22 protein-coding genes are annotated in these 24,621 nt (G+C 30.6%); 5 read left to right on the top strand and 17 right to left on the bottom strand.

All coding sequences use genetic code 11. The features are described from left to right. Positions 1–12: 12 nt before the first annotated feature. Together rpmH and carB are read left to right on the top strand one after the other, a co-directional pair. Complete coding sequence (rpmH, locus tag Q4517_RS14535; protein WP_028891113.1) at positions 13–174, top strand: 50S ribosomal protein L34; 162 nt, start codon at positions 13–15, stop codon at positions 172–174. A 103-nt stretch (positions 175–277) separates the two neighbouring features. Next, positions 278–3,130 (top strand): carbamoyl-phosphate synthase large subunit, encoded by a 2,853-nt coding sequence (gene carB, locus Q4517_RS14530; RefSeq protein WP_303510894.1) that lies wholly within the window; start codon positions 278–280, stop codon positions 3,128–3,130. Positions 3,131–3,191: 61 nt separating this feature from the next. On the opposite strand, the gene Q4517_RS14525 is transcribed toward carB, so the two are convergent. From Q4517_RS14525 to Q4517_RS14500, 6 genes are all read right to left on the bottom strand, one after another. Further along, on the bottom strand, positions 3,192–3,743 hold the full coding sequence (locus tag Q4517_RS14525; RefSeq protein ID WP_303510891.1) for a hypothetical protein: 552 nt from the start codon (positions 3,741–3,743) through the stop codon (positions 3,192–3,194). A gap of 83 nt (positions 3,744–3,826) precedes the next feature. Continuing rightward, entirely contained in the window at positions 3,827–5,914 is a 2,088-nt protein-coding gene (locus Q4517_RS14520) for a M64 family metallopeptidase (protein ID WP_303510889.1), read from the bottom strand. Positions 5,915–5,923: 9 nt separating this feature from the next. Continuing rightward, complete coding sequence (locus tag Q4517_RS14515; RefSeq protein ID WP_303510887.1) at positions 5,924–7,012, bottom strand: hypothetical protein; 1,089 nt, start codon at positions 7,010–7,012, stop codon at positions 5,924–5,926. A gap of 250 nt (positions 7,013–7,262) precedes the next feature. Next, positions 7,263–7,955: a cyclase family protein gene (locus Q4517_RS14510; RefSeq protein WP_303510885.1), complete on the bottom strand. Its 693-nt coding sequence runs from the start codon at positions 7,953–7,955 to the stop codon at positions 7,263–7,265. A gap of 2 nt (positions 7,956–7,957) precedes the next feature. Then, positions 7,958–8,506, bottom strand: coding sequence for an acyl-CoA thioesterase (locus Q4517_RS14505; RefSeq protein ID WP_303510882.1), 549 nt, complete (start codon positions 8,504–8,506; stop codon positions 7,958–7,960). Further along, entirely contained in the window at positions 8,496–8,882 is a 387-nt protein-coding gene (locus Q4517_RS14500) for a 6-phosphogluconate dehydrogenase (RefSeq protein WP_115901465.1), read from the bottom strand. The genes Q4517_RS14505 and Q4517_RS14500 overlap by 11 nt, the downstream gene beginning before the upstream one ends. Before the next feature lie 104 nt (positions 8,883–8,986). Here Q4517_RS14500 and Q4517_RS14495 point away from each other — a divergent pair, with 104 nt between their 5' ends. Next, positions 8,987–10,162, top strand: coding sequence for a GlmU family protein (locus tag Q4517_RS14495; RefSeq protein ID WP_303510876.1), 1,176 nt, complete (start codon positions 8,987–8,989; stop codon positions 10,160–10,162). A 40-nt stretch (positions 10,163–10,202) separates the two neighbouring features. Here the strand turns inward: Q4517_RS14495 and Q4517_RS14490 are convergent, their stop codons facing one another. From Q4517_RS14490 to Q4517_RS14465, 6 genes are all read right to left on the bottom strand, one after another. Continuing rightward, positions 10,203–12,575 carry a TonB-dependent siderophore receptor gene (locus Q4517_RS14490; protein ID WP_303510874.1) on the bottom strand — a complete coding sequence of 791 codons (2,373 nt, stop codon included), beginning with the start codon at positions 12,573–12,575 and terminating at the stop codon, positions 10,203–10,205. Beyond that, the gene (locus Q4517_RS14485) at positions 12,576–13,493 is read right to left on the bottom strand and encodes a FecR family protein (protein ID WP_303510871.1); all 918 of its coding nucleotides are present in this window, start codon (positions 13,491–13,493) and stop codon (positions 12,576–12,578) included. It lies immediately after the preceding gene. Positions 13,494–13,571: 78 nt separating this feature from the next. Continuing rightward, positions 13,572–14,090: an RNA polymerase sigma factor gene (locus Q4517_RS14480; protein WP_303510868.1), complete on the bottom strand. Its 519-nt coding sequence runs from the start codon at positions 14,088–14,090 to the stop codon at positions 13,572–13,574. A gap of 62 nt (positions 14,091–14,152) precedes the next feature. After that, complete coding sequence (locus Q4517_RS14475) at positions 14,153–15,898, bottom strand: M14 family metallopeptidase (protein ID WP_303510867.1); 1,746 nt, start codon at positions 15,896–15,898, stop codon at positions 14,153–14,155. Between the two features lie 19 nt (positions 15,899–15,917). Further along, the gene (gene coaD / locus Q4517_RS14470) at positions 15,918–16,370 is read right to left on the bottom strand and encodes a pantetheine-phosphate adenylyltransferase (protein WP_303510865.1); all 453 of its coding nucleotides are present in this window, start codon (positions 16,368–16,370) and stop codon (positions 15,918–15,920) included. Next, a complete protein-coding gene (locus Q4517_RS14465) occupies positions 16,370–17,353 on the bottom strand; it encodes a D-alanine--D-alanine ligase (protein WP_303510863.1) in 984 nt (327 codons plus the stop codon). The genes coaD and Q4517_RS14465 overlap by 1 nt, the downstream gene beginning before the upstream one ends. A 154-nt stretch (positions 17,354–17,507) precedes the next feature. On the opposite strand from Q4517_RS14465, the gene Q4517_RS14460 reads away from it, so the two are divergent. Further along, on the top strand, positions 17,508–18,089 hold the full coding sequence (locus Q4517_RS14460; protein WP_303510861.1) for a PASTA domain-containing protein: 582 nt from the start codon (positions 17,508–17,510) through the stop codon (positions 18,087–18,089). Positions 18,090–18,106: 17 nt separating this feature from the next. After that, the gene (locus Q4517_RS14455; protein WP_303510857.1) at positions 18,107–19,141 is read left to right on the top strand and encodes an RluA family pseudouridine synthase; all 1,035 of its coding nucleotides are present in this window, start codon (positions 18,107–18,109) and stop codon (positions 19,139–19,141) included. A 41-nt stretch (positions 19,142–19,182) separates the two neighbouring features. Here Q4517_RS14455 and Q4517_RS14450 read toward each other — a convergent pair whose 3' ends face one another. From Q4517_RS14450 to Q4517_RS14430, 5 genes are all read right to left on the bottom strand, one after another. Next, positions 19,183–20,466 carry an APC family permease gene (locus Q4517_RS14450; protein WP_303510854.1) on the bottom strand — a complete coding sequence of 428 codons (1,284 nt, stop codon included), beginning with the start codon at positions 20,464–20,466 and terminating at the stop codon, positions 19,183–19,185. A 91-nt stretch (positions 20,467–20,557) separates the two neighbouring features. Next, positions 20,558–21,322 carry a type I methionyl aminopeptidase gene (map, locus tag Q4517_RS14445; protein ID WP_303510851.1) on the bottom strand — a complete coding sequence of 255 codons (765 nt, stop codon included), beginning with the start codon at positions 21,320–21,322 and terminating at the stop codon, positions 20,558–20,560. Between the two features lie 137 nt (positions 21,323–21,459). Continuing rightward, positions 21,460–22,503, bottom strand: coding sequence for a DKNYY domain-containing protein (locus tag Q4517_RS14440; RefSeq protein ID WP_303510848.1), 1,044 nt, complete (start codon positions 22,501–22,503; stop codon positions 21,460–21,462). A gap of 163 nt (positions 22,504–22,666) precedes the next feature. Then, entirely contained in the window at positions 22,667–23,644 is a 978-nt protein-coding gene (locus Q4517_RS14435) for a hypothetical protein (RefSeq protein ID WP_303510846.1), read from the bottom strand. Positions 23,645–23,724: 80 nt separating this feature from the next. Further along, complete coding sequence (locus Q4517_RS14430; RefSeq protein WP_303510838.1) at positions 23,725–24,429, bottom strand: hypothetical protein; 705 nt, start codon at positions 24,427–24,429, stop codon at positions 23,725–23,727. Positions 24,430–24,621 lie beyond the last annotated feature (192 nt).

The following is a 24,621-nucleotide window of genomic DNA, read 5'->3' as shown; positions in this document are numbered from 1 at the left end:
AGATATACTGTAATGAGTAAAAGAACGTACCAACCATCGAAGAGAAAAAGAAGAAACAAACACGGTTTCCGCGAAAGAATGGCTTCTGCTAATGGACGTAAAGTATTAGCTAGAAGAAGAGCAAAAGGAAGAAAGAAATTGTCTGTTTCATCTGAATCTAGACCAAAGAAATAATGATTAACTATTGTTAATTTTTTAAAGGCGTTACTGTTAAGTATCGCCTTTTTTTATAACCAAACAATTTTTATTTTTACATCACAACACAACACAAATTAAAATGCCTAAAAGACAAGACCTTAAATCGATTTTAATTATTGGATCTGGGCCAATTGTTATTGGTCAAGCATGTGAATTTGATTATTCAGGATCTCAAGCGTTAAGATCTTTGAGAGAAGATGGTATTGAAACTATCTTAATTAATTCGAATCCTGCAACAATTATGACAGACCCTTCGATGGCTGATCATGTATACTTGTTGCCGCTTAATACGAAGTCTATTGTTCAAATCTTAAAAGAGCACCCACAAATTGATGCTGTTTTACCTACTATGGGAGGGCAAACTGCATTAAATCTTTGTATTGAAGCTGACGAAAAAGGAATTTGGAAAGACTTTGATGTTGAAATTATAGGAGTAGATATTGATGCTATTAATATTACAGAGGATAGAGATAAGTTTCGCTTATTAATGGAAAAAATTGGCGTGCCAATGGCACCTCAAGCTACTGCAACGTCATTTTTAAAAGGAAAAGAAATAGCGCAGGAGTTCGGGTTTCCGTTATGTATTAGAGCTTCTTTCACATTAGGTGGAGCAGGAGCATCTATCGTATATGATGAGAAAGAATTTGAAGAGTCGTTATCAAGAGGATTAGAGATTTCTCCAATTCATGAGGTAATGATTGATAAAGCAATGATGGGGTGGAAAGAATACGAGTTAGAGTTATTACGTGATGATAACGATAACGTTGTAATTATCTGTTCTATTGAAAATATGGATCCAATGGGGATTCATACCGGAGATTCTATAACAGTAGCTCCAGCCATGACATTATCGGACAAAACGTTCCAAAAAATGCGTGACATGGCAATTAAAATGATGCGCTCTATTGGTGAGTTTGCTGGAGGATGTAACGTGCAATTTGCCGTTTCTCCAGATGAGAAGGAAGATATTATTGCAATTGAAATTAACCCACGTGTATCTCGTTCATCAGCATTAGCATCAAAAGCAACTGGATATCCAATTGCAAAAATTGCTGCTAAATTAGCAACAGGGTATACTTTAGATGAGCTAGATAACCAAATTACTAAGTCTACTTCAGCTTTATTTGAGCCAACATTAGATTATGTAATTGTAAAAATTCCTCGTTGGAACTTTGATAAGTTTGAAGGTTCTGATAGAACGTTAGGTCTACAAATGAAAGCGGTTGGAGAAGTAATGGGAATTGGACGTTCGTTCCAAGAGGCGTTACATAAAGCAACTCAATCGTTAGAGATTAAACGTAATGGAATTGGAGCTGACGGTAAAGGGTATAAGGACTACAACCAAGTTATAGAAAAATTAACATATGCTTCTTGGGATAGAGTATTTGCTATTTATGACGCAATTCAAATGGGAATTCCGTTAAGTAAAATACACTCAATTACTAGGATTGATATGTGGTACTTACGCCAATATGAAGAGCTATATATGTTAGAAAAAGAAATTTCTACATATACTGTTGATACACTTGATAGAGAGTTATTATTAGAGGCTAAGCAGAAAGGATATGGTGATCGTCAAATAGCTCACATGTTAGGGTGCTTAGAAAGTGAAGTGTATAAAAAACGTGAGGAATTAAAAATAAAACGTGTGTACAAGTTAGTAGATACTTGTGCTGCGGAATTTAAAGCACAAACTCCTTATTACTATTCAACATTTGAAAGTGAAATAGAAACAGCGGATGGTACCGTTTCTGTATCAAACGAAAGTGTGGTTTCTGATAAGAAAAAAGTAATTGTATTAGGTTCAGGACCTAACAGAATTGGTCAAGGAATTGAGTTTGATTACTGTTGTGTTCACGGTGTGTATGCAGCAAAAGAATGTGGTTACGAAACGATTATGATTAACTGTAACCCAGAAACTGTTTCTACCGATTTTGACACGGCAGATAAATTATACTTTGAGCCTGTTTTCTGGGAACATATCTACGACATCATCAAGCATGAAAAACCAGAAGGCGTTATAGTTCAGTTAGGAGGACAAACAGCTTTGAAATTAGCTGAAAAGTTAGAACGTTACGGAATTCCGATTTTAGGAACTAGCTATAAAGCGTTAGATTTAGCGGAAGATCGTGGAAGTTTCTCTAGCTTATTAAAAGAAAATAATATTCCTTATCCAGAGTTTGGAGTTGCAGAAAATGCTGATGAAGCTTTAGCTTTAGCAGATGAATTAGATTTCCCAATTTTAGTGCGTCCATCATATGTATTAGGTGGGCAAGGAATGAAAATTGTGATTAACAAAGAAGAATTATTAGAGCATGTAGTAGATTTATTACGCAAAATTCCTAATAATAAATTATTGTTAGATCACTATTTAGAAGGAGCAATTGAAGCAGAAGCAGATGCAATTTGTGACGGTGAAAATGTATACATCATTGGAATTATGGAGCATATTGAGCCTTGTGGAATTCACTCAGGAGACTCGAATGCTACCTTACCAGCCTTTAATTTAGGGGAATTAGTATTAGAGCAAATTAGGGAGTATACTAAAACAATTGCCTTAGCACTAGATACAGTAGGATTAATCAACATTCAGTTTGCAATTAAAGATGATAAAGTTTTTATCATTGAAGCAAACCCACGTGCATCTCGTACGGTTCCGTTCATAGCAAAAGCATATAAAGAACCTTATGTGAATTATGCTACAAAAGTGATGTTAGGAGATAAAAAAGTAACTGATTTTGATTTCAATCCACAGTTAGAAGGCTTTGCAATTAAGCAACCTGTATTCTCTTTTAATAAGTTCCCTAATGTAAATAAGAATTTAGGGCCTGAGATGAAATCGACAGGAGAAAGTATTCTGTTTATAGATTCACTTAGAGATGATGCTTTTTACGATTTATATGCAAGACGTAAAATGTATTTAAGCAAATAAGTTGTAAGAATAAATACAATATATTGATGATAAAAATCCGAAGGTTAACCTTCGGATTTTTTTATTGATTTAAAAAGTTAACTAATTGCTTAGCGTTAATAGTATATTTTTTTTTAATGAGCTTCTCTTTTTCCAGTTGACTTATCTTTTCTTTTGAATAAACTTCGGTATCAAAGTCTTCAATATATCCATTTACTTTATAAATATAGATTTCAAGGTTTTTGATATTGTTTTTTCGAGCAAACTTTTTCGGTAAATTGATGTTTTCTGAGCCATTTTCTATAGTTTTTTCCATTTCTCGTTCTCCCACGGGTCTTATGGTTAATGGATCATTTAGTTCACTGTAAAAGAATAATTCTTTATTTTTATACGCTACCAAAAACATATCAGTAGGAGTTTGGATATCAAATAACAAATCACCTTCATTTTGAGACTTCGAAATTAGTTGATAATCCTCTTTTGTAAATTCAAAATTAACAGTGAAATAATAATCTTGAGTTTTAGAAATACTTTGTGATGAGTTAAAGTCGTTTTGAGATTTTTTAGAAGAATAATTTTTACAGTTTAAAACAAGGAATAGAAAAATTAAAGGAAATAAAGCAAAATGTTTCATAATAAATACTTTAGAGTTTCTTAAAATTAAGAGTAACACGGTTAATTATAGCCGCGTTACTCTTTTTTTATAAAGTTACTGTATTAATACCATCCATAATCATGATATTTAAAAGCATGTATATAATCTTTATACATTCCCTTTATATACATGTTAGATGAACCTGGCCACATGTAAGCAAACCAGTTAGTATTGTGTATAAATAAGTTATCTTTTCCTGTTTTACGGTCGTCTACAATTAATTTATCACTACTTCCAAGATTCCAACCGCCAACCCAGTCGCTTTGATAATTTACACTAACTGTATTACCATTGGTAATTACACGTCCTAAGTATTGAGTAGACCAATCTTGATTATTGAAGACATATAAATCGTCTTTTCCATCACCATTAATATCAGCAACATAAAATTTATCATGGTTATTCATGTTCCAACCTGGTAAAGCATCATTATATCTTTTAATATATTTGTATTCGTTTCCATCTGACCTAAGCAATAATAGATATTCAGGCCCCCAGTTAGTACCATTAAAAATATATACGTCATCTTTTCCGTCTCCATTAATATCAGCAATATGGTATTTATCACCAGACTTGCTTGTCCAGCCTGGTAAACTGGCAAAATATTCTTTGGTTTTTGTTAGTGAACTTCCTGTAGATTTAAACATTCTGGTAACTTTAGAACTCGTATTGAATAATACTAACTCTTCTTTATTATCGCCTGTATAATCGGCTACAAAATATTTGTCAGTAGAACTCATGTAATGACCAGGTAAATATTTGTCATATCTTTTTACATAAGAAAAGTTACTACCAGTTGACCTGAACATTCCCATATATCCTTGATTCCAGTTAGTAGCATTGAAAATGTAAAAATCATCTTTTCCATCTCCGTTAAAATCAGCAATAAAAAACTGATCTCCATTACGCATCTGCCAACCAGTAAGATTATAATATATCTTTTTAATACATTCGAATCCGTCAGGAGTAGATTTTAATATTCCTAATCTTGAATATTGATTATTTGGGTAGAATACAAGCAGATCATCATACCCATCACCTGTAAAATCTCCTACATAAAATCTGTCTTTTGAAGAGATATACCATGTACCACCTGAACCTTTAACAGTTTTAGTAGTTATATAAGAGTTTGCAGGACGTGTTATGTTTGCTCCACTACCTGTAAAACCTTTTGGGTGTTCGGTAGGGTAGGCAGCAATATAGTTTCCATAGTGAAGCACGACATCATTATAGCTGTTTCCTTGAAAATTACCTATTATTGGTTTGTTAAAATTGTAATTGCTTTTTGATTTATTTCTTTTCCAGAATTCGTTATAACTTGGTGGATTAAATAGGTTCGTATTTCCTCTCATTGTACTATTGGTTGAAGGACGGTAAATACACGTTGTATTATAGCGTCCACCTTCAAATCCATCTACATTATATTCTGATGGAGATCCAGTAGTTACAGTGCTTCTAGCAAATTTATTCCACTTGTTTGGATTGTTATTTTTATCAACGTTCACTGCTGAAGGGTTGGTTCCACTAAAACAACCAGGTCTAGAATATTCGTCAGCTAGTTTACCAACGGAGTGCCCTAATTCATGTAATAGTACATTGTTGCTAGTAGATTTAGTAATAGATAAAACTTTACCATAAGAGCAACCTCCAAAACCAGATTCGTTTAAGATAACTACTACAAAATCAGCACCAGATAAACCAACAGAATTTAATGCATTGTTAATTTTAGTATCAGTATTACTAGATTTTGACATCCAACAACAATTCCAGCATCCTGAATATCTAAAATTTAGCGCTGTATTTCTGTTACTATCAGGGTTATTACTACAATCATCATTATCACATGTGTATTGGGTTACTCCTGATTGACTTGAGTTTAAGTTTACTCTGTGTACATTAAAAGCATCTTGTAGTTCAGATAAAACGTTGTCTAAGTTACCGTTTTCATGGGTAAACATCGCTTTAAAATAATCAGCAACCAAGTTATTAAATTCACTTTGGTTAGACGAAGTAAATCCATCTCCCATGAATACAATATCAAATTTTGAAGCTGAACTTCCGTTATAAAGTAAAGTCTTTTTTGTTTGTGAATAGGCTATAACAGTTAGAAAGGACATTAATATTATTAATGTTTTATATAAGTTTTTCATTTTTTCTGATTATTGGTTAGTAATTTTTTTAAGCTTAGAAAAGTCAGCTTTTGGAGCTGTTTTTAAGATTTGAAAAGAGGTGTTTAAATCACTTTTTCTTAACTGTTTCCTCTTTACTTTTTGTAAAACATTTTTAGCGTTGGAAACATCTTTAAACTTAACTAGCTTAAGGTCTAATTTTTCTGAAGCTATTTTTGATTTGTATTTAATGGGCATCTTAACAGAAACGTAAGCTTCATTTGCAGTAAACTCTTTATGATCACTTTTTTTAGGATCAAAAATAGTTCTATAACTAAGAGGGTTTTCAAAAGTTTCGGCAAGTACGGTATTATTACCATCCAAGCCAATGATTGCCCAATTACCTGATTCTTCTGTAGGTAGAGAATAACTACCTTCTACTTCAGTTTTTGAAACAGGAGTCATTCCATTATTAGTAATTTTATATGTTACTACTAAGTGTTTTTTACTTATCCTATTTTTTTTGTTTTGCAAGCTTAGTTCAGGAGATAGATTGTCAATTTTTCTAATACTTCTAGAAGAGGCAGGTTTAATTCCTCCAAATTTACCCATTGCTGTAGCACCTCTAAACCTTACATTTTTAGGCTTAAAAGGATCTTTTACTTTTTTTATGTTTTTAAAAGTGTTGATTTTTTTTACTTGAAGTAAGCTAGTGCTAACTCCTAATTTTGGTTTGTTTTTGTCTATATTTTTATTTTTATCATTTGCTTGTTTCAGTAAGAGTAATTTTGAATTTTTTAGGCTTACTAGGTTATTAGTAGTCTTAGAAACCATATTTATTTCTCCTTCTTTAGAGTCGATTTTATAAAAGTATTTGATATTGGAAGGAATGATTTCTGAAAGGGCACGATCAACAGATGTGTTTGCTAATTGACCTGTGACACTAAAGTTTTTATTGTCTCCAACTATGAATAAAAGAAAGTTTTGTTTAGATAATTCTTTTATAACTGAAGAAATAGAGGCTCTGTTTAATTTACCTGATAGGGTGTGATTGTTAACGTTATACTTAATGTTTACTTGTTGTGAAAACAAATAATTACTCATAAGTAAACAGATTATTACAATTGTTAGTTTTTTCATTATAATAGTTTTAGGTTAATGAGTTGATTATTAGTTTACAAAGTTACTTTTGAGTTTGTTTTTTAGAGAATGTAAAAGGATAGTTTTGAAGGAGGGATTTTCCCTCTTTTTCCACAGGTTATATGTTGTAGATAAGGTGTATTTTTTCCTTTAAAAGAAGAGCAGAAGTATGACTATGGAGAGCAAGTCAACAATGTATTATCTATATAATTATATAGTTGTATGGATAAGTAAAAGTTAAGGGATTTGTTTATTCAAAAATAGCAACAGCTCTTACAGGAGAGCCTGTTCCTCCTCGTATTTTTAAAGGTAAAGCAATGAAACGAAATCTACCTCTGCCTAATAGTTTATCTAGGTTTACCATGTTTTCATAATGAGTAAAACCCATTTCTCCACAAATATGATGTACTTTTTTGTTGGATACTTTAGGAACCCCTGGCGACATAGTTTCTACACCAAACGCAGCAATTTTTTGTTCACCTAACCAAGCAGCACACTCAGCTGTAATACCTGGACCTTTTCCCCAGTTTTCAGTATTAAAATGTTTAGTATAATGGTTTGTACAAAAAAGAACAGTATCACCTTCTTTTATACTAAGTCTTTCTTTTTCTAGTTGTTCTTTTACTTCATTAGAAGTAATTAGCTCTTGTAAGTTTTTATGAGAAAAATCTAAACAAATTCCTTCGGTATAAAACATGCTGAGGGGCATAGTATCTATAGATTTTCCTTCATGCTTGGCAGCCATATGGTTTAAAGCATCAACATGAGTTCCTGTATGCTCTCCCATTTCTAGTTTATATACAGCAGGAGTTTTGGTTGTAGGATTTTCAATTCTGTCCCATTCTTCATGGGTGTTGTGTACAGACATTTTAACTTGAGGAAGGCTTTTGTAAACAGGCATTCCATCAAAAATATCTTGACTTAAATCGATAATTTCAGGCATAGTTATAATTCAATCTTTACATTGTAATTTTTAAGCTCTTCAATGTAGTTTTTAGCAGTAAAATTATCGTTGTCAAACTTTTCTTGTCTATTTTTTTTCATTTTTATTCTATGAATAGCTTCTAAAAATCGACGCATTTCATTATCGTGATTGATAATAATTCCTGGAACTTTGGCATTATCACCATTGTCTTTTTTAGCTACCATAGTAAAATAAGAAGAATTACAGTGCTTGGTCTTTCCTGTTTGTATATTTTGCGCTTCTACTCGTATACCAACCACCATTGAAGTTTTACCAACATAATTAATAGAAGCTTTCATGGTAACTAGTTCGCCAACTTCAATTGGATTGATAAAGTTAACAGTATCTACTGATGCTGTTACACAATAAGTTCCTGAATGTTTAGAGGCACAGGTAAAAGCTATTTGATCCATAAGCTTCAAAATGTACCCACCGTGAATTTTTCCACTAAAATTAGCATGAGAAGGAAGCATTAACTCAGCAATAGTAATATGAGTATCTTCTATGTTTCTATAACTATTATTGTTCATTGTCTTTTTTTATTCCTCTAAAGTGAGGAGATTGTTCTTCTTCAACATGGGTTATAAAATGTTTTGTATCACCTAACCAAAAGAAGGTTCCGAAGCGCTCTTTATAAGTCACTTTTACATAACGACCTTGGTATTCTTGAAGCTTCTTAATAACTTCTTTTTGACCATCTTCTACAGAAAAAGAAAAAATTTGTGCGCCTGAAATACCTTGGCTAATTTCACCCTCCCAAGTTTTTACTACCACACCTTTGTAGCTAATTTTTATTAGTTCACCTGAGCGAACTCCTTCACTGTAAGGAACAAAATAAATAAAAGCGTAGTATAGCGCTGCTATAACAGTAATACCAACTAAAATTAAACCTAAAATTTTTTTCATAGTAACATATTGAAGCATATATAATAACAAAAGTAAGGTTTATATTTTGACTTGTAAAATGAATTGAAAGTGGTAAGTTTGTGTTGCTTCAAAAAATGATTAATATGAATTATATTTTATTCGATGGTGATGTGCGCACAGCCTTATTACCATTCACATATACACGACCAGTGGCTGATATTAGAGTAGGGATTTTAACCATTAGAGAAAAATGGGAAAAGTATTTAGGTTTAACTACAACAACGGTAACAGAAGAGTATTTAGAAGAGAAATACCCAATGGTTGAAATGGAAGAAAATGTATTATTAAATGCTTCTTTTCTACCAACTAAACTTCTGGTTGAAATGGTTAAAAACCTTCAAGTTAATCAAGCTATTTTTAAAGGTGAAGATGTTATTGCTTTTTTTACAACAGATACTCAAGAAGAAGTTGATTTTTCTGCTTATGAGCATATTGAATTTGAAGATGATATCATTCAAATAAAAAATACATGGGATATTTTTTCATTGAATGATAAAGCGATTAGAGCTGATTTTGATTTAATAACTGAAGGTAGAAAGTCTCAACCAATACCAGAAACTGTTAATTGTGTTAATAGAAATGATATTTTCGTTGAGAAAGGTGCTAAACTAACTTTTGCAACATTAAACGCTTCGACAGGTCCAATTTATATTGGTAAGAAAGCTGAAATAATGGAAGGAGTAGTTGTGCGTGGAGCTTTAGCTATGTGTGAGGGTTCAGTGTTAAAGTTGGGTGCAAAAATTTACGGAGCAACTACTTTAGGACCTTATTGTAAAGTAGGAGGAGAGGTGAACAATTCAGTTTTATTTGGATGTTCAAACAAGGGGCATGACGGGTTTTTAGGAAACTCAGTGTTAGGAGAGTGGTGTAATATTGGTGCGGATAGTAATAATTCAAATCTTAAAAATAATTATGCTGAAGTTAAGTTATGGAATTATGAAGTAGGTCGTTTTTCTAAAACAGGATTACAGTTTTGTGGATTAATGATGGGAGATCATTCAAAGTGCGGAATTAATACTATGTTTAATACAGGAACAGTTATTGGGGTTTCAGCTAACATCTTTGGAAGTGGTTTTCCTAGAAACTTTGTTCCATCGTTTAGTTGGGGGGGAGCTTCAGGTTTTACTGAATATAAAACAAATAAAGTTTTTGAGGTTGCTGAAGTAGTAATGAAAAGACGAGGTATTGAATTTGATGAAAGAGAAAAACAAATTTTAGAACACATTTTTGAAGAAACAAAACAATATAGAAATTATTAAACTAAAAAAAGACTTTACATATTTTGTAGAGTCTTTTTTGTTAGAAATTTACTCTAAAAACAAAGTTAGGGGTAATTCCCAAAGAAATTTTATCTACTTCCTTTAGTTTATACCCAATTTCATTATCAGAATTTCTAATTGGAATAGCGTTGTAGGTTCTATTCAAAATATTCTTTTTATTAAAAATGTTAAGTAAGGAGAAACCTAATTTACCTTTCCATTTTTCAGAGAAATTAAATGAGTAGGTCATTGAAGCATCCAATCGACTATAATTAGTTAGTCTGAGTCCGTTGATATTATCTGAATCTATGATAATACGAGGAGCACCTTCGTCATCAGTATAAAATCTTTTAATAGCTGTATAAGGATTACCAGTTCTAAAGATCCATCCAAGAGAGAATTCGTAGTTATTTAATTTATAAGCATGAGACCAAGAAAAATAATTGGTTATATCATGATTTGCAGGAAAAAATGTATTCTCTAAGTCTAAAAATTTAAACCTATTTTTTGTGTAGGAATAATTAATCCAAGTTCTGTAGTTATTAAACTTTTTGTTAATGAGTATATCGATACCATATATTTTTCCTTTACCGTTAGAAAAATCACTGGTTTGATCGTTGTAACCGATTGTTTGTGATGTCATTCCGCTAACCTTTTTATAATAAGGTTCAATATCTATTTTCCAGTTACTTTTATTAAAAAGCATTCCAGTAGAAATTTGTAAGCTTTTTTGTAGAGGAATATTTTCATTATTTACCTGAGCCCATATTTGGTTTTCTAAATCAAAACCTAACCTTGAAGTTTGAAACTCTATAATTTGACTCAATGTTTGATGCTTTTGTTCAAAAGAGGCTTTGAAACTTAAACTTGATGTAAGCTTTTTTTCAAAATATAATCTGGGTTCTAAAACAAGTTTATCGATTTTAGAAAAGTAGTTAAATCGTACACCTGAATTTATATTCCAGTTATTGTTATCGTATAAATATTCGGTAAAAATTGAATGTGTGTTATTTGTTCCTTTATCTTCTTGTAATGAAGAATACCTGTTCTCATTTTCTAAGTCTATAGAATACTTTAACTCATAAGCTACTTTGGTAGATGTAAAGTCATAGCCCCAAAATAAATCTGTTTTATCATTAAAAGAATAATTCATATTATATGAAAGACCAAAATCAGTTATAGAGTTGCTTTTGGTAGATAATAAAATTAGGTAGTTGTCTATGTAGTTATAATTTCCTTCATAATCAAGCTGAAAATTAGAGAAATAACTTTTTATATTATGAATCTTTTTTTTAGAGGATTGTTTTTTCCAATTTACACTTATACCAGTGTTATTAATATCTAACTTATCATTGTATTTGTCTTTGTACCTTGGAATTATGAAGTTATTAAACATTTGGTTTTTTGTGTGTAAGAAGCTTACACTTAAAAACTCATCTTCATTAGGTTTATATACAAACTTTGTAGTGTAATCAGAAAATTTAAATTCATTATCTCTATCAAATTTAATATTCTTATCAATGATTTGATTTTCTTGATTATCATCAAATGTTTGAAAAACACGCATTGATAATTTATTAAAAGTAAATGTCTTTAAAACATCAGAAAAAGACCTTCTGGCAGAAAAAGATAGCGCCGTTTTTTTTGAAAAAGGAATGGTAAGAAGAGCATCTGCATGTGTCATATTCAAACCAAAGTTCCCCGTTATTTTACTTGGTATCTTCTCTGTAGTTTTAATATCAATTACACCCGATACTCTGTTTCCATACCTTGCACCTGTGCCGCTTTTAGAGAGGGTAATTTCTTTGGTAGTATACGGGTTAAATGCTGAAATCATACCAAAGAAATGCCCAGAATAATACATTTTTATCCCGTCCCACAAAACTAAGTTTTGATTAGGTGTTCCACCTCTTATGTATACTCCTGAAGCTGTTTCGTCTGGGCTTTGTACACCAGGTATAATTTTTAAAATTTCTAATACATCTGGTTCAGTTAACCCTGGTAAAACGCCTAATTGTTTTGGAAGAATAGATATAGTTCCATCTCTTTTTTTATTAATACCAGAGGTAATATAGTTAGTTACGAGGACTTCCTTTAAAAGATTATATTCGTTTGATTTGGAGATTGAGCTTTTTGTTATATAATAATAACGTTCATTAACTTGATTAAAAATTAAAGCTGTTTGACGTTCAACTTCACTAATAAGATACACAAGTTCACATTCCTTTTTCTTAAAAGAGATATTTTTACCATTAATAACTTCAGTATTAAAAGAAAATTTTACTCCAAAATAGGTTTCTGTTTCTTTTAAAACATTTAATAAAGGAACATCAATAAAAGAAATGTCTACCTTTTCCTGAGAAAAAATAGACATCGCTAAGCATATAAAAAGTATACTTAATTTTATCTTCATTTACTTGTATGTCAATATAACTGAACTATTTTCCGCTAATTTATAAGAAATTTTCATAGGAGCAAAAACAGTTTGTAACGCTATATCAACATCTTCATGTGTAAAAGTACCAGTAAAGCGTTGAGAGGTATCTATTTTTGAAGCGTCAAATTTTAATTTGAATTGATTCTCTAAAGCTTTTATTACTTGAAGTAGAGGAGTATTATTAAAAGAACTTTCTCCTTTTATCCAAGAAGGAAAAACATCTACAAATCCCCACTTTTCACTAGAATTACTATAATTTCTATAAGCTTTTCCCTTAGTTAGAATAATTTCTTCTTTGTTTTTTGAGGTAACTTTTACCTTACCTTCATAACATTTAACTTCAAAATAGTTTTCTGAAGTATTTACAGTAAATTTTGTTCCTAGTACGGTTACATTACCTCCATTAGATTGTACAGTAAAAGATTCTCCTTTCTTCACTTCGAAAAAAGCCTTCCCTTTTAAAGATAATTCCCTTCTATCGTTCCAGTTTTGTTTTTTATATGTTATTGTAGATTTAGGTGATAGATGAGCTTTAGAATTGTCAGGTAACGTAATTGTTAGTTGTTCTCCATAATTTGTAGAAAAATTAGATGTACTGTTATTAAAGTATAAAAAGCTAATTAATAAAGCTATAGAAGCAACTGCACCGTACAACCAAGTAGGGATTAACTTCACCACTTTTTTGTTAGTTTTTACAAACTCTATGTTCTTCATAATTTTATTAAAAACCTCCTTTTTATTGTAGGAGGGAGTTTTTAATAATAGCGAAGCATCATCAATGGCTTTAAATTGATGGTAAGCTTCAGTTTTTTGAAACTCTTTCAATTCTTCAGCTGATAGCTCGTTGGCTATCCATCTGGCTAAAAAGGTTTCATCTTTATAGTTTATATTCATTTTCTATATATTCGTGCTATTTGTATTAAAAACAAGTAGAAGACTAATTACCCTACCTAATACAAATATTATTTTTTGTTATACTTTACCTATTTGCTCCTTTAAAGTAAGCAGAGCTTTACTCATTCTTTTTTCTACTGCTTTCACAGAGACTCCAACAATTTCTGCAATTTCATTATACTTTTTTTTGTCTATTCTGCTAAGTAAAAAAACTTCTCGTTGTTTTTTTGGCAAGTCGGCAATTGCTTTTTTTAGCTTTATATGAAATTCCTCTTCTTCTAAAATAAACTGAGGTGTCTCATTAGTTTTACCAGAAGAAACGTTTTTTTTTTGATGCTCCAAAACAACCTTTTTGTGTGCTATATCGTTTAAAAAATGATTGTTGGCTACTGTATATAGGTAAGATTTGGCTTTTTCGAAAATAACTTTAGCGCAATTGCTCCATAACTTTATATATGCTTCTTGTACGATATCTTCAGCTTGCTGAGTATCGCCACATTTGTAATATATATAATTTCTCAATGTTTGTGAGTGTTGATTAAAAATTTCTTCAAAATTTTTTTGCTTACAAACAGATTTTAAGGGTTCTTTATTCATTTAAATCAAGTTCCTAATCGGTAGCAAATGTATGAAAATGTAATTAAGAGGTTAAAAAATTATTAATATAACTTAAAAATTGGTAATTTCTTATGTGCTTTTTCGTGATGAGGCGTTTTCTGATAAATCCAGTACAATTGTGCTTGCGAGTTTTTAGTAAAATCTCCCTCCAGTTTTAGCTTCTTAAGAAACTCTTCTCTTATTGAAGGATTATTATTTAAGAAATCTTCAGCAATATCTTCAAAAACATAAGCAGAGTACCCTTCTTTTTGTTGTAAAATAGTATCAAAAAAATTCCAGTTAAAAAAAGAATCTGCAGCTTCGGTTTCTAAGGTTTCAATAATATAACGTATTCCTGTTTGATTCGTTGGGATATAAATATCTCCCTTTTTAACGGAAATAGCTTTTTTATTTTTTGAGACTATAGTGTTATAGTGTAAATAATGACCTTCATATGGCATTTTTCGAGTATTGAAGTCTTTTATATGTTGAACTTCAATATTTAGTATAGTGTCTTTTTTAAAACGGATAAATTCAATTTTGTTATTTTTTAATCGCTCTACAACATCATGCCAACCTTGTTCTAATATATAAGCTTTTGGTATGGTAATTTCTTTGGTAGAAACAAAGTTGTTATAATAAGAAACTTTTTTATTGTAAGGCTTTGTCCTATCATAAAACAAACGTTTTCCGTTGGTAACTTTACTATCTATAAAAGTTCCTTTATATCCTTTAAAATCTAATACTGAAGGATTGTTGTTATCAACTTTAAAAGAGATAGGATATGTTTTTTTATTAATGATTTCTTCAACGGCTTTTTCTCGTAAATCTTTTATTTTAGTACTGTTTTCTTCAGAAAAGTCTAAAGTAGAGAGCAACAATTCATATGTTTGTTCTACTCGAATTTTGTATGGCTTCAACATATGAGTTTCAACCATTAATCCTAATGTGTTGAATAGGGTAGTGTAGCCAGTAGAATATCTAGGAGAATCAAAAAATTGCGACCAACCACTTTCAGGAGTGTTTCCCCAAACGTTTACGTATGGGGTAATAATAATATCTTTTTCTGCCAAAGACTGTTCTATTTTAGGACGCATTTTTGTTTCAATAAACTCACCAAGTTTTCCTCCTAATTTATTATGCTGAGTGAATAAATGAGTAATAGCATATTGGTAATCTGCTCCATTACTTACATGATTATCAATAAAAACATCTGGATTTATAGCATGAAAAATCTCAGCAAATGCGGCAGCGTTTTTGGTGTCTTGTTTAATAAAATCACGATTTAAATCAAAATTACGAGCATTTCCTCTAAAACCGTATTCTTTTGGACCATTTTGGTTGACTCTCGTATGTGAATTTCTGTTTAATGCTCCGCCAATATTATAGACAGGAATAACACAAATTAATGAGTTTTTGTATTTGCTTTTTAAAGAATCGTTTTGAACGATGTCTCTTAATAAAAGCATTGAAGCATCAATTCCATCAGATTCTCCCGGATGGATACCGTTGTTGATTAAAACTCTATTTTTTGAAGAACTTTTAAGTTCTTTGACGTCGATTTTCCCTTCAGTATTGAAAACAACTAAATGCAAAGGTTCCCCAATATCTGTAGTACCTATTTCAAACAAAGAAATTTCAGGATATACTTCAGCTAAACCTTCATAAAAAGAAATTACTTTTTGATATGTAGGTGTTTCTGTTCCGTTTGAGGTTTCAAACAGTGTTGTAAAATCTGTAATTTTTTTTGTAGGCTTTTGTTTACAAGCAACAGTTATTGTTAGAAATAGTACAAGTAGTTTTTTCAAAAGAAAGGCGTTTTTAAGTTTAAATTCTAACAGCATCAGGTACTAGTCCTGTATAGTCACCGTCGTTTCTTATAACATCTCTTACAATAGATGAAGAAATATAGCTTTTCCCTGAAGAGGTTAGTAAGAAAACAGTTTCAATTTCAGAAAGTTTTCTGTTGGTGTGTGCGATAGCTTTTTCAAACTCAAAATCAGCAGGGTTACGTAAACCTCTTAAAATAAATTGAGCATCTTGTTCTTTACAAAAATTCACGGTAAGTCCGCTATAGGTAAGTACTTTTATTTTAGGTTCGTGTTTAAAAGTTTCCTCTATAAAACGCTTACGCTCTTCTAAAGAAAACATATATTTTTTATCTGCATTTACACCAATTGCGATGATTAATTCATCAAAAAGTGTAACGCCACGTTCAATAATATCTAAGTGTCCTAAAGTAATTGGGTCAAAAGACCCAGGGAAAATTGCTCTTTTCATTATATTTTGTCGTTTAAAGCCATTTCAATAGCATTTCCGAATAATTGAGATAACGAAATACCTGCATGGTTGGCTTGCTGTGGTAAAATACTAGCTTCGGTTAGTCCCGGAACAGTATTCATTTCTATAAAATGTGGTTCATCGTTAACTAAAATATATTCAGAACGAGAAAAACCGCGCATGTTTAAAATTTCATATACGCGTTTGGCAACTTCTTTAACTCTTTTTCTTTGAGAGTTCGTTAGACGCGCAGGGGTAATCTCTTGTGATTCTCCTTCATATTTTGCTTTGTAATCAAAGAAATCATTTTCAGAAACAATTTCGGTTATTGGTAATACTTTTGTTTCTCCTTTATATTGAATTACTCCTACAGAAACCTCAGTACCATCTAAAAAACTTTCAATTAATATTTCAGTATCTTCTTTGTAAGCTTTTTCTATAGCAGGAATTAGTTCTTCTTCTGTGTATACTTTTGAAATACCAAAACTAGAACCTGCCCCGTTTGGTTTTACAAAGCATGGAAGTCCTACTTTTTTTATAAAAGCATCACAGTCTATTTCATCACCTTTGTTAAGATAAATAGAAATGGCAGTTGCTATTCCGTATTGTTTTACCACGCTTAAGGTATCGCGCTTATTAAAGGTTAAAGCCATTTGATAGAAAGGGGCAGAGGTGTGTTTTAAACCAATAAGATCAAAGTAAGCTAAGATAACACCGTTTTCACCCGGTGTACCGTGAATGGCATTAAAAACACAATCGAATGTGATTTTTTGTCCTTCAATTTCAACTGAAAAATCTTTTTTATTTATCGGATGTTCCGCTTCATTATCGTCAACATATACCCATTTATCTTCTAAAATATGAATTTTATATGCGATATATGTTTCTGTATCAATATGTTTGTAAACTACATTACCACTTTTTAGAGAAATTCCTACTTCTGAGGAATAACCTCCCATAATAATAGCGATGTTTTTTTTCACTTCAAATGTATTTCAATTACTGTTTTTATCATTGTTTGCCTAAAATCCAACTGTTGGATTATACAAACTTACCAAAAAAACTCGTTTAAGACTTATTGAATTTAAAATAGTAATATTTTTACTGTAAATTTGTGCGATCTTACAAAAAAATGATATGAGTAATTTTACAGAAAAGTTTAAAGGTTTATTTCAATTTATTAAAAGTAAATCTTTTTTAAAAAACGTAATTATAGCAATTGTTTCGATACTTGTTTTTGTATTTGTTTTACAATGGTGGTTAGGAGTTACAACGAATCATAATCAAAAAATACAGGTGCCTAACTTGCACAAAATGTCTTTGAGTGACGTAGAGCAAAAGTTAGAAGAGTTGAACTTAGATTTTGTGGTAATTGATAGTGCTAGCTATAACCCAGATTATCCAAAGAAATCAATTATTGAACAAGATCCGGAAGCAGGTGATTTTGTAAAAGAAAAGCGTAAGATATACTTAACCTTGAATCCGTCAAAGTATAGAGATGTGGAAGTGCCTAATTTAAACGGACGTACAAGGCGTCAAGCAACAACACACTTACGTTCTATTGGATTTAAGGTAGGAACAAAAGTTACTTGGGTTCATGATATAGGAAAAGATGTGGTTCGTGGATTAAAATACAACGGACAAAAAATAGAACCAGGAACTAAGTTACCAAAACAAACAACCATCGACTTGATTTTAGGTGATGGTAATGGATACTAATTTTTTATAATTGATTGATGCAGGAAGATAACACTCCAGAGATAGAAAATGATGATTTATACGAACACCATAGGTTCGTAGCTACAGAAGGGCAAGTACCATTACGAGTAGATAAATTTTTAATGAATTTTATTGAAAATGCTACACGAAATAAAATACAGCAAGCAGCCAAGGCAGGAAATGTTTTGGTAAATGATATTGCCGTTAAGCCTAATTATAAGGTAAAACCTAAGGATGTTGTGAGAGTTGTATTAACATACCCACCTCATGAAAACTTATTAGTTGCAGAAGACATTCCTATTGATATAGTATATGAAGATGATGAAGTAATAGTAGTGAACAAACGAGCAGGAATGGTAGTGCATCCAGGTCATGGAAATTATTCAGGAACATTGGTTAACGGACTAATACACCATATTGAAAATTTACCTAAGAACTCAAATGAGCGACCTGGTTTAGTACATAGAATTGATAAAGACACTAGTGGATTGTTGGTGGTTGCTAAGACTGAATATGCAATGGCACATTTATCTAAGCAGTTTTTTGATCGTACCACGGAACGCTTGTATTATGCTTTAGTTTGGGGGGATATTGAAGAAGATGAAGGTACTATTGAGGGAAATATAGGACGTAGCTTTAAAAATCGCCTTCAGATGGATGTTTTCCCTGAGGGAGAACATGGTAAGCATGCAGTTACTCATTTTAAAGTGTTAGAAAGACTTACATATGTAACATTAGTGCAATGTAAGTTAGAAACGGGTAGAACGCATCAAATTAGAGCTCACTTTAAACATATTGGTCATACGCTTTTTAACGATGAACGTTATGGGGGAAATACTATTTTAAAGGGAACTACTTTTACTAAATACAAACAATTTGTAGATAACTGTTTTAAAGTGTTACCAAGACAAGCTTTACATGCAAAAACCTTAGGATTTACGCATCCAACTACTGGGAAGTTTCTAAAGTTTGATTCTGAAGTACCTGAAGATATTACCGCTTGTTTAGAGAAATGGCGTACGTATTCTGAACATTCTAAATTGGAAGAATAAAAACTTACTCAAAGGCAAAAGCTATATAAAATGAATTCATTTTATATAGCTTTTGTTTCGTTTTTCTTGTAAATCGACTCAATAATAAAACATAGACTAATAATACCAAAAGAAACAAATACACCTGTAAGGTTAGACTCTAGCTGCTGTTTAATAAGAATTACTAAGGCGATTGTACATAGAATACAACCTAATAAAGGAATTGCTTTATTAGAGTTTGTTTCTTTTGAAAGCTTAAAGCCTACGTAATTTACAATTCCGAAAATAAGGATAAACCCAACACTACCAGCAGTAGAAATACTTTCTAAATTTAATGTGTTAACTAATACTAGAGTTGCTATAGCGGTAATTAGTAATCCGATAGGTTGATTCCAAAATTTGGCAAGAAAATGATGTGGTAATTCATCATCTTCAGCAATTTCATAGTTAACTTTACTCCCCCCATATAATGAAGCATTAATAGCAGAAAATGTAGAAATTAATGCAGCTATGGTTATGATAGTAAATCCTACTTGCCCTAACATTGGTTTAGCGGCTTCTGCTAGTACATAATCCTGCGCTTTGGCAATTTGATTGAATGGGAGAGAACCTACAGTAACAAGAGCAATGATAATGTATAATACAATTACAAATATTACAGAGTAGTAATAAGCTTTTGATATGTTTTTTTCAGGATTTAAAATATCGGGAGCAGCATTGGCTATTAACTCAAAGCCTTCATAGGCTACAAAAATAACCATACCACCAGCAAATAATTTGATAGGGTTTTCCCAGTTACTAATAGATAGTTGAGCCATATTAGTATTTCCTATTAGTCCATAAGCTCCGATGGCAATAAAACCAATAAGAATTATAAGTTTAATTACTACTGCGTACGATTCAATTTTTCCAACTACGGTAATGCTGTAGTAGTTAATAGCTGTAGCTATTATAATAATTGCACTAGCGTATATGTGAAAATTGATTGTTTTGTTTTGAGTTATTTCCCATAGGTTAGGAGCATAAGAGCCAAAAGCAGAAGCATATAACGAGAGCATGATAATATAACTAATCCATAAAAGATTATTAATAGCTCCACTAAAAATAGTTCTACCAAACCCTTGATTAATAAACTTTACAGTTCCACCTTTATCTGGATATTTTTTTGAAAGATGCACATAGCTATATGAGGTTAATAAAGCTACTATACCAGCAAGTAAAAAAGCGATTGGAGTTCCTCCTTTAGCAAGCAAAACAGCAAGACCTAAAATAGCAAAAATACCACCGCCTACCATACCACCAATTCCTATTGAAATTGCTTCTTTTAATCCTATTTTTTTAGCCATAGTATTGTATTAGTTGATGTAACAATTACTAAAATAACTATTAATTAGAGAAAAAAAAAGAAAATAGTTAGTGTTAAGAATAGCTAGTTACTTAAACCCAAATTTCATTAGATTTTGTTAATATAACTGGAGTTTTTCCTGTTACTAATATTGTTTGCTCGTGTTGTGTTACATAACCTCCCTTATTTCCAACCAAAGTCCACCCATCTTGTAATTCAACAGCTATAGTTGAGTTTGTAGAGATAAAAGTTTCAATTGCCACCGTAGTATTTTTTCTAAATCGCTCTCGGTTAGTTTTTACTCTATAGTTTAAAATATTTTCTGGTTCTTCATGTAAACTTCTTCCAACTCCATGTCCAGCTAGGTTTTTAATTACTTTAAACCCAGATTTTTTAGCTTCAGTTTCTATTAAATACCCTATGTCAGCTATTTTAACACCTCCCTTTATATTATTTATAGCTTTTTTTAAAATGTTTTTAGACGCATCTACAAGAGGTTGATGATTGTAAATATCTTTACCCAGTACAAATGAGCCCCCATTATCTGACCAAAAACCATTTAACTCAGCAGAAACATCAATATTAATTAAATCTCCTTCTTTTAGAATTTTTTTATCAGAAGGAATTCCGTGAGCTGCTTCTTCATTTACACTAATACAAGTATAGCCAGGAAAGCCATAAGTTACATATGGAGCAGATTTAGCTCCGTAACTTTTTAAAATTTCACCACCATATTCGTCGAGTTCTTTGGTAGACATTCCAACTTTAGCATATTTTCTCATTAGCTTAAGAGTTAGTCCAACTACTTCACTAATTTTTTTCATTCCAATAAGCTCTGATTCTTTTGTTATTGACATTTTATTTTTTTGAATTAAGACTTCTCTATATTTTTAAGAAGTATAAGTAAGTTTTTATAGAGTAACAAAAGTACTAAAAAGTATAGTGTATTCGTATTTCATGTTTGTTTTCAAATAGTTACTATTCAATAGTAGGTTTAATTGTTCTCTACAATTTGATCTCCTCGATAAGTATGATTTTTATCCTTATATAGTAAAGAGTGTTTTTTATTTACTGGCCCAAAAGTAGCCACATCAGCATCTTTTAATAGCTTCCCATAAACGAATACATGGTTTTTATCTTTTGAGTAAAAAGATGTTTCAAAAATACTAAAGGTGTTTGGGTCAGCTTTTTCAATTATATCTCCGTGATAGAATACATGATTCTTGTCTTTTGAATAAGGGAATTGAATTATTTGAAAAGATGAAGCATCAGCTTTTTTAACCCTTACTCCATCATAAATAACCTTATTATCAAATAATAGAAATTTATCTTTTAAAATAGTTAAATCATCGATGTTTTGATAAGGTATTGAGATTAAAGAATCTACTATTTTACCATTTTGATACTCTTGAAAATCATAAATATTGTTTTTGTCGGCAATATATCTATTGTTGATTTTTTTGGTTGTGGTAGGATCTATTGTTAATGCTAATAAATCATAATTTTTTAACGAGTATACTTTATTTTTATCTTTAACAAAGTTATTATTTATAATTGTAAAAGAACTATAATCTACATCAATAGGAACATAATTATAAAAATAATGTTTGTCGTCTTTAGACCAATCGCTATCCATTTTTTGGAATGTGCTAGGATTAGCTTTAGCAACTTTCCATAAATGCCTTTTCTCTTGATTTGCTTGCGAAAAGTCGTGAGGTAAATAATTTAAAGCTCTATATACATGGTCTTTATCAAAACAGATGTAATTGTCATCATCAACATAAAAAGTAGCAACATCTACCTCGTTGTCTATAATATGAGTTTTGAAGTATAAGTGATTTTTGTCTTTTCCAAAATCTCTTCCTAAGACTTTGAAGCTCTCAACATCTGCATTTATTTTGGTATTACCCAGTTCAAACCAATTTCCCATAGGAGAATAACAGATGTTACTTTTTGATTTTGAATAGTAATAGGAGTCTGAAATAGATTTATCTACAGGACCTGCAAAAGGACTACAAGCTTGAGAGATAATTGCCATTATAAATAAGAATACCTTTAGAAGAGGAGAATGTTTAGCTCGTGTAATTTTTTTAATTATAGAATTCAAAACAAGTATAATTATGATTGTTGATAAATATGGGTGGTTTGTAATTAAGTTCATTAAATAACTATATAATTAGTGTTTGTAACTTAAATAACTTTTATTTTTCGTAATAGTTGTATCCAATAAGCTTAATAAGTTTTTGTATTTTTTCTTTATCTGTAATTTTATGTAAAATAAAAACATATTCGTCTGATTGAGTATCTATAAAACCTAATTGAAGGTTATTTTGTCTTAAAGGTCTGTCGAAATCCTCAAAAACATTATCAAAAGAAATAGATGCATTTTTTGTATAATCATTAGGACTGGGTAAGTCAATAGATAAGTTATAATTATCTTTTAATGTTGATTTTAAAAACCATTCTAAATCTTTAATATCAGCTTTCCAGTCTAATCGTATTATAAACGAAATATCGTCATCTTCTAAAAGGTCTATTAGATAATTAAGTGTTGTAAAATATTCACTGTCATTATCATAGTTTTTAAGGTTTTTTATATGATTTAAAACACATTCTTTTTTGTTTAAAACACATGTTTCTACCAGTTCTTGGTATGCTTCTCGTTGAATATTGTTTATAGATGGACGCTCTTTTTTTGTGTTTACTTTTTTATTTGATTTTTTTTCTCTTTTTAAATTTTCTTCTACGAGTTTAATGAGTTCTGAGAAACTAGCTTCTACTTTAGTTATAATTTTTAAATCAGAAACAGGTTTATGCATATCTGGAATATGAAACCATTTTACATCTTTCCCACCATTACATTTTCTTATTTCAATTTGGTTTTCAATTCTAACAATAAAATAAAACTCTGTAGGGAAGTTATAATCTTCGTAATCATAAAATATGATTGAATTTGGAATATAAACTTTACGTTTGCTTGAATTATATTCAATATCGTCGGTATATAAAAGTAACGTTTTAAAAACCTCTTTTTTAGAATTAGTAAACTCAATTTTTTTTGGAAAGTTTTTTGGAATAATTGTATTTTCAAATATGTACTTGAAAGAATTGATATTAAGAATAGCTGATTTAAACGATTTTCCATGTAGTTTTTTTTCGTCGTAATATATTCTTGCCATATTAATTATTTTATTTGGAAGTTTATTGGGTTGGTTACCAGTGGTTTTTAAGGTTTTGTATAACAAAAAACGAGGATAGATTAATTTTCCAAATTAATTGTTTTTTCTATTACATAAGTATATGAAACTTTACTATTTGTTATTAATTTAGGGTTTGTCAATCCACTTTCCCTACTGCTTATTCGAATTTTTAAATAATCAGCAATTGTTAAAGAATCTTCATAAAACAATTTTGGTACTTTGTAGCTTCCATTTTCAGTATTTATAGTATGATGAATTGTTGATTCTGCATATCTTCCTCCCGAGTGCGTATTTGGTTTATCTTTTTGATGTACTAGTTTCCATAATTCTACATTTGCTGATATATTATTAGTTTTCCAGTCTAGTACGAAGTCTTCATCTAAAGGTATATTTTTTGGAAAATTGAATTCGGATGTTATTTTACTAGGCTTTATATAAGCTATTGGATATCTAGTGCTGTCTGGTAAAATTATTTCAAAGTAGTAGGATTCTCTTCGTACTAGATTATCTGTCAAATAAACAGGATATTTATCGTAATAATTTCCAGTTCTAACAAACAATTTTAATGGTTTTCCGTTTAATACAACCTTTATATTTTCGTTAATAATTCTTTTTTCACCATTAGATATATAAGCATTAATTTTATTCAACGATGTTTTTTTAATACCATCTTCAATCAATATTTCAACTTGTATATTTGAAATGTTATTAGCTTCTTTTTCTGAAAGTGTAGTTGTATTACAGCTTTGAAAAAGTAATAACATAAATATTATATTGCAGTATTTCATTATAAGTAAAGTAAACTTGTTTAGGAAATAAGAAAAGGAAGTTGACAGCAATTTTATTCTTTTTTTATTAAGCGTTAGCCAAGATAAAACAATTGAGTTATTAAGTTACGTTCTGTTTTATTTGTTTCCAGGTCATAGGCTCATTATTAATCATTCTAATAATAGAGT

The organism is Tenacibaculum sp. 1_MG-2023 (assembly GCF_030547425.1).
Lineage (GTDB): Bacteria > Bacteroidota > Bacteroidia > Flavobacteriales > Flavobacteriaceae > Polaribacter.
The sequence above is the reverse complement of the archived record's forward strand: the minus strand, read 5'-3'. Positions and strand labels throughout refer to the sequence as shown.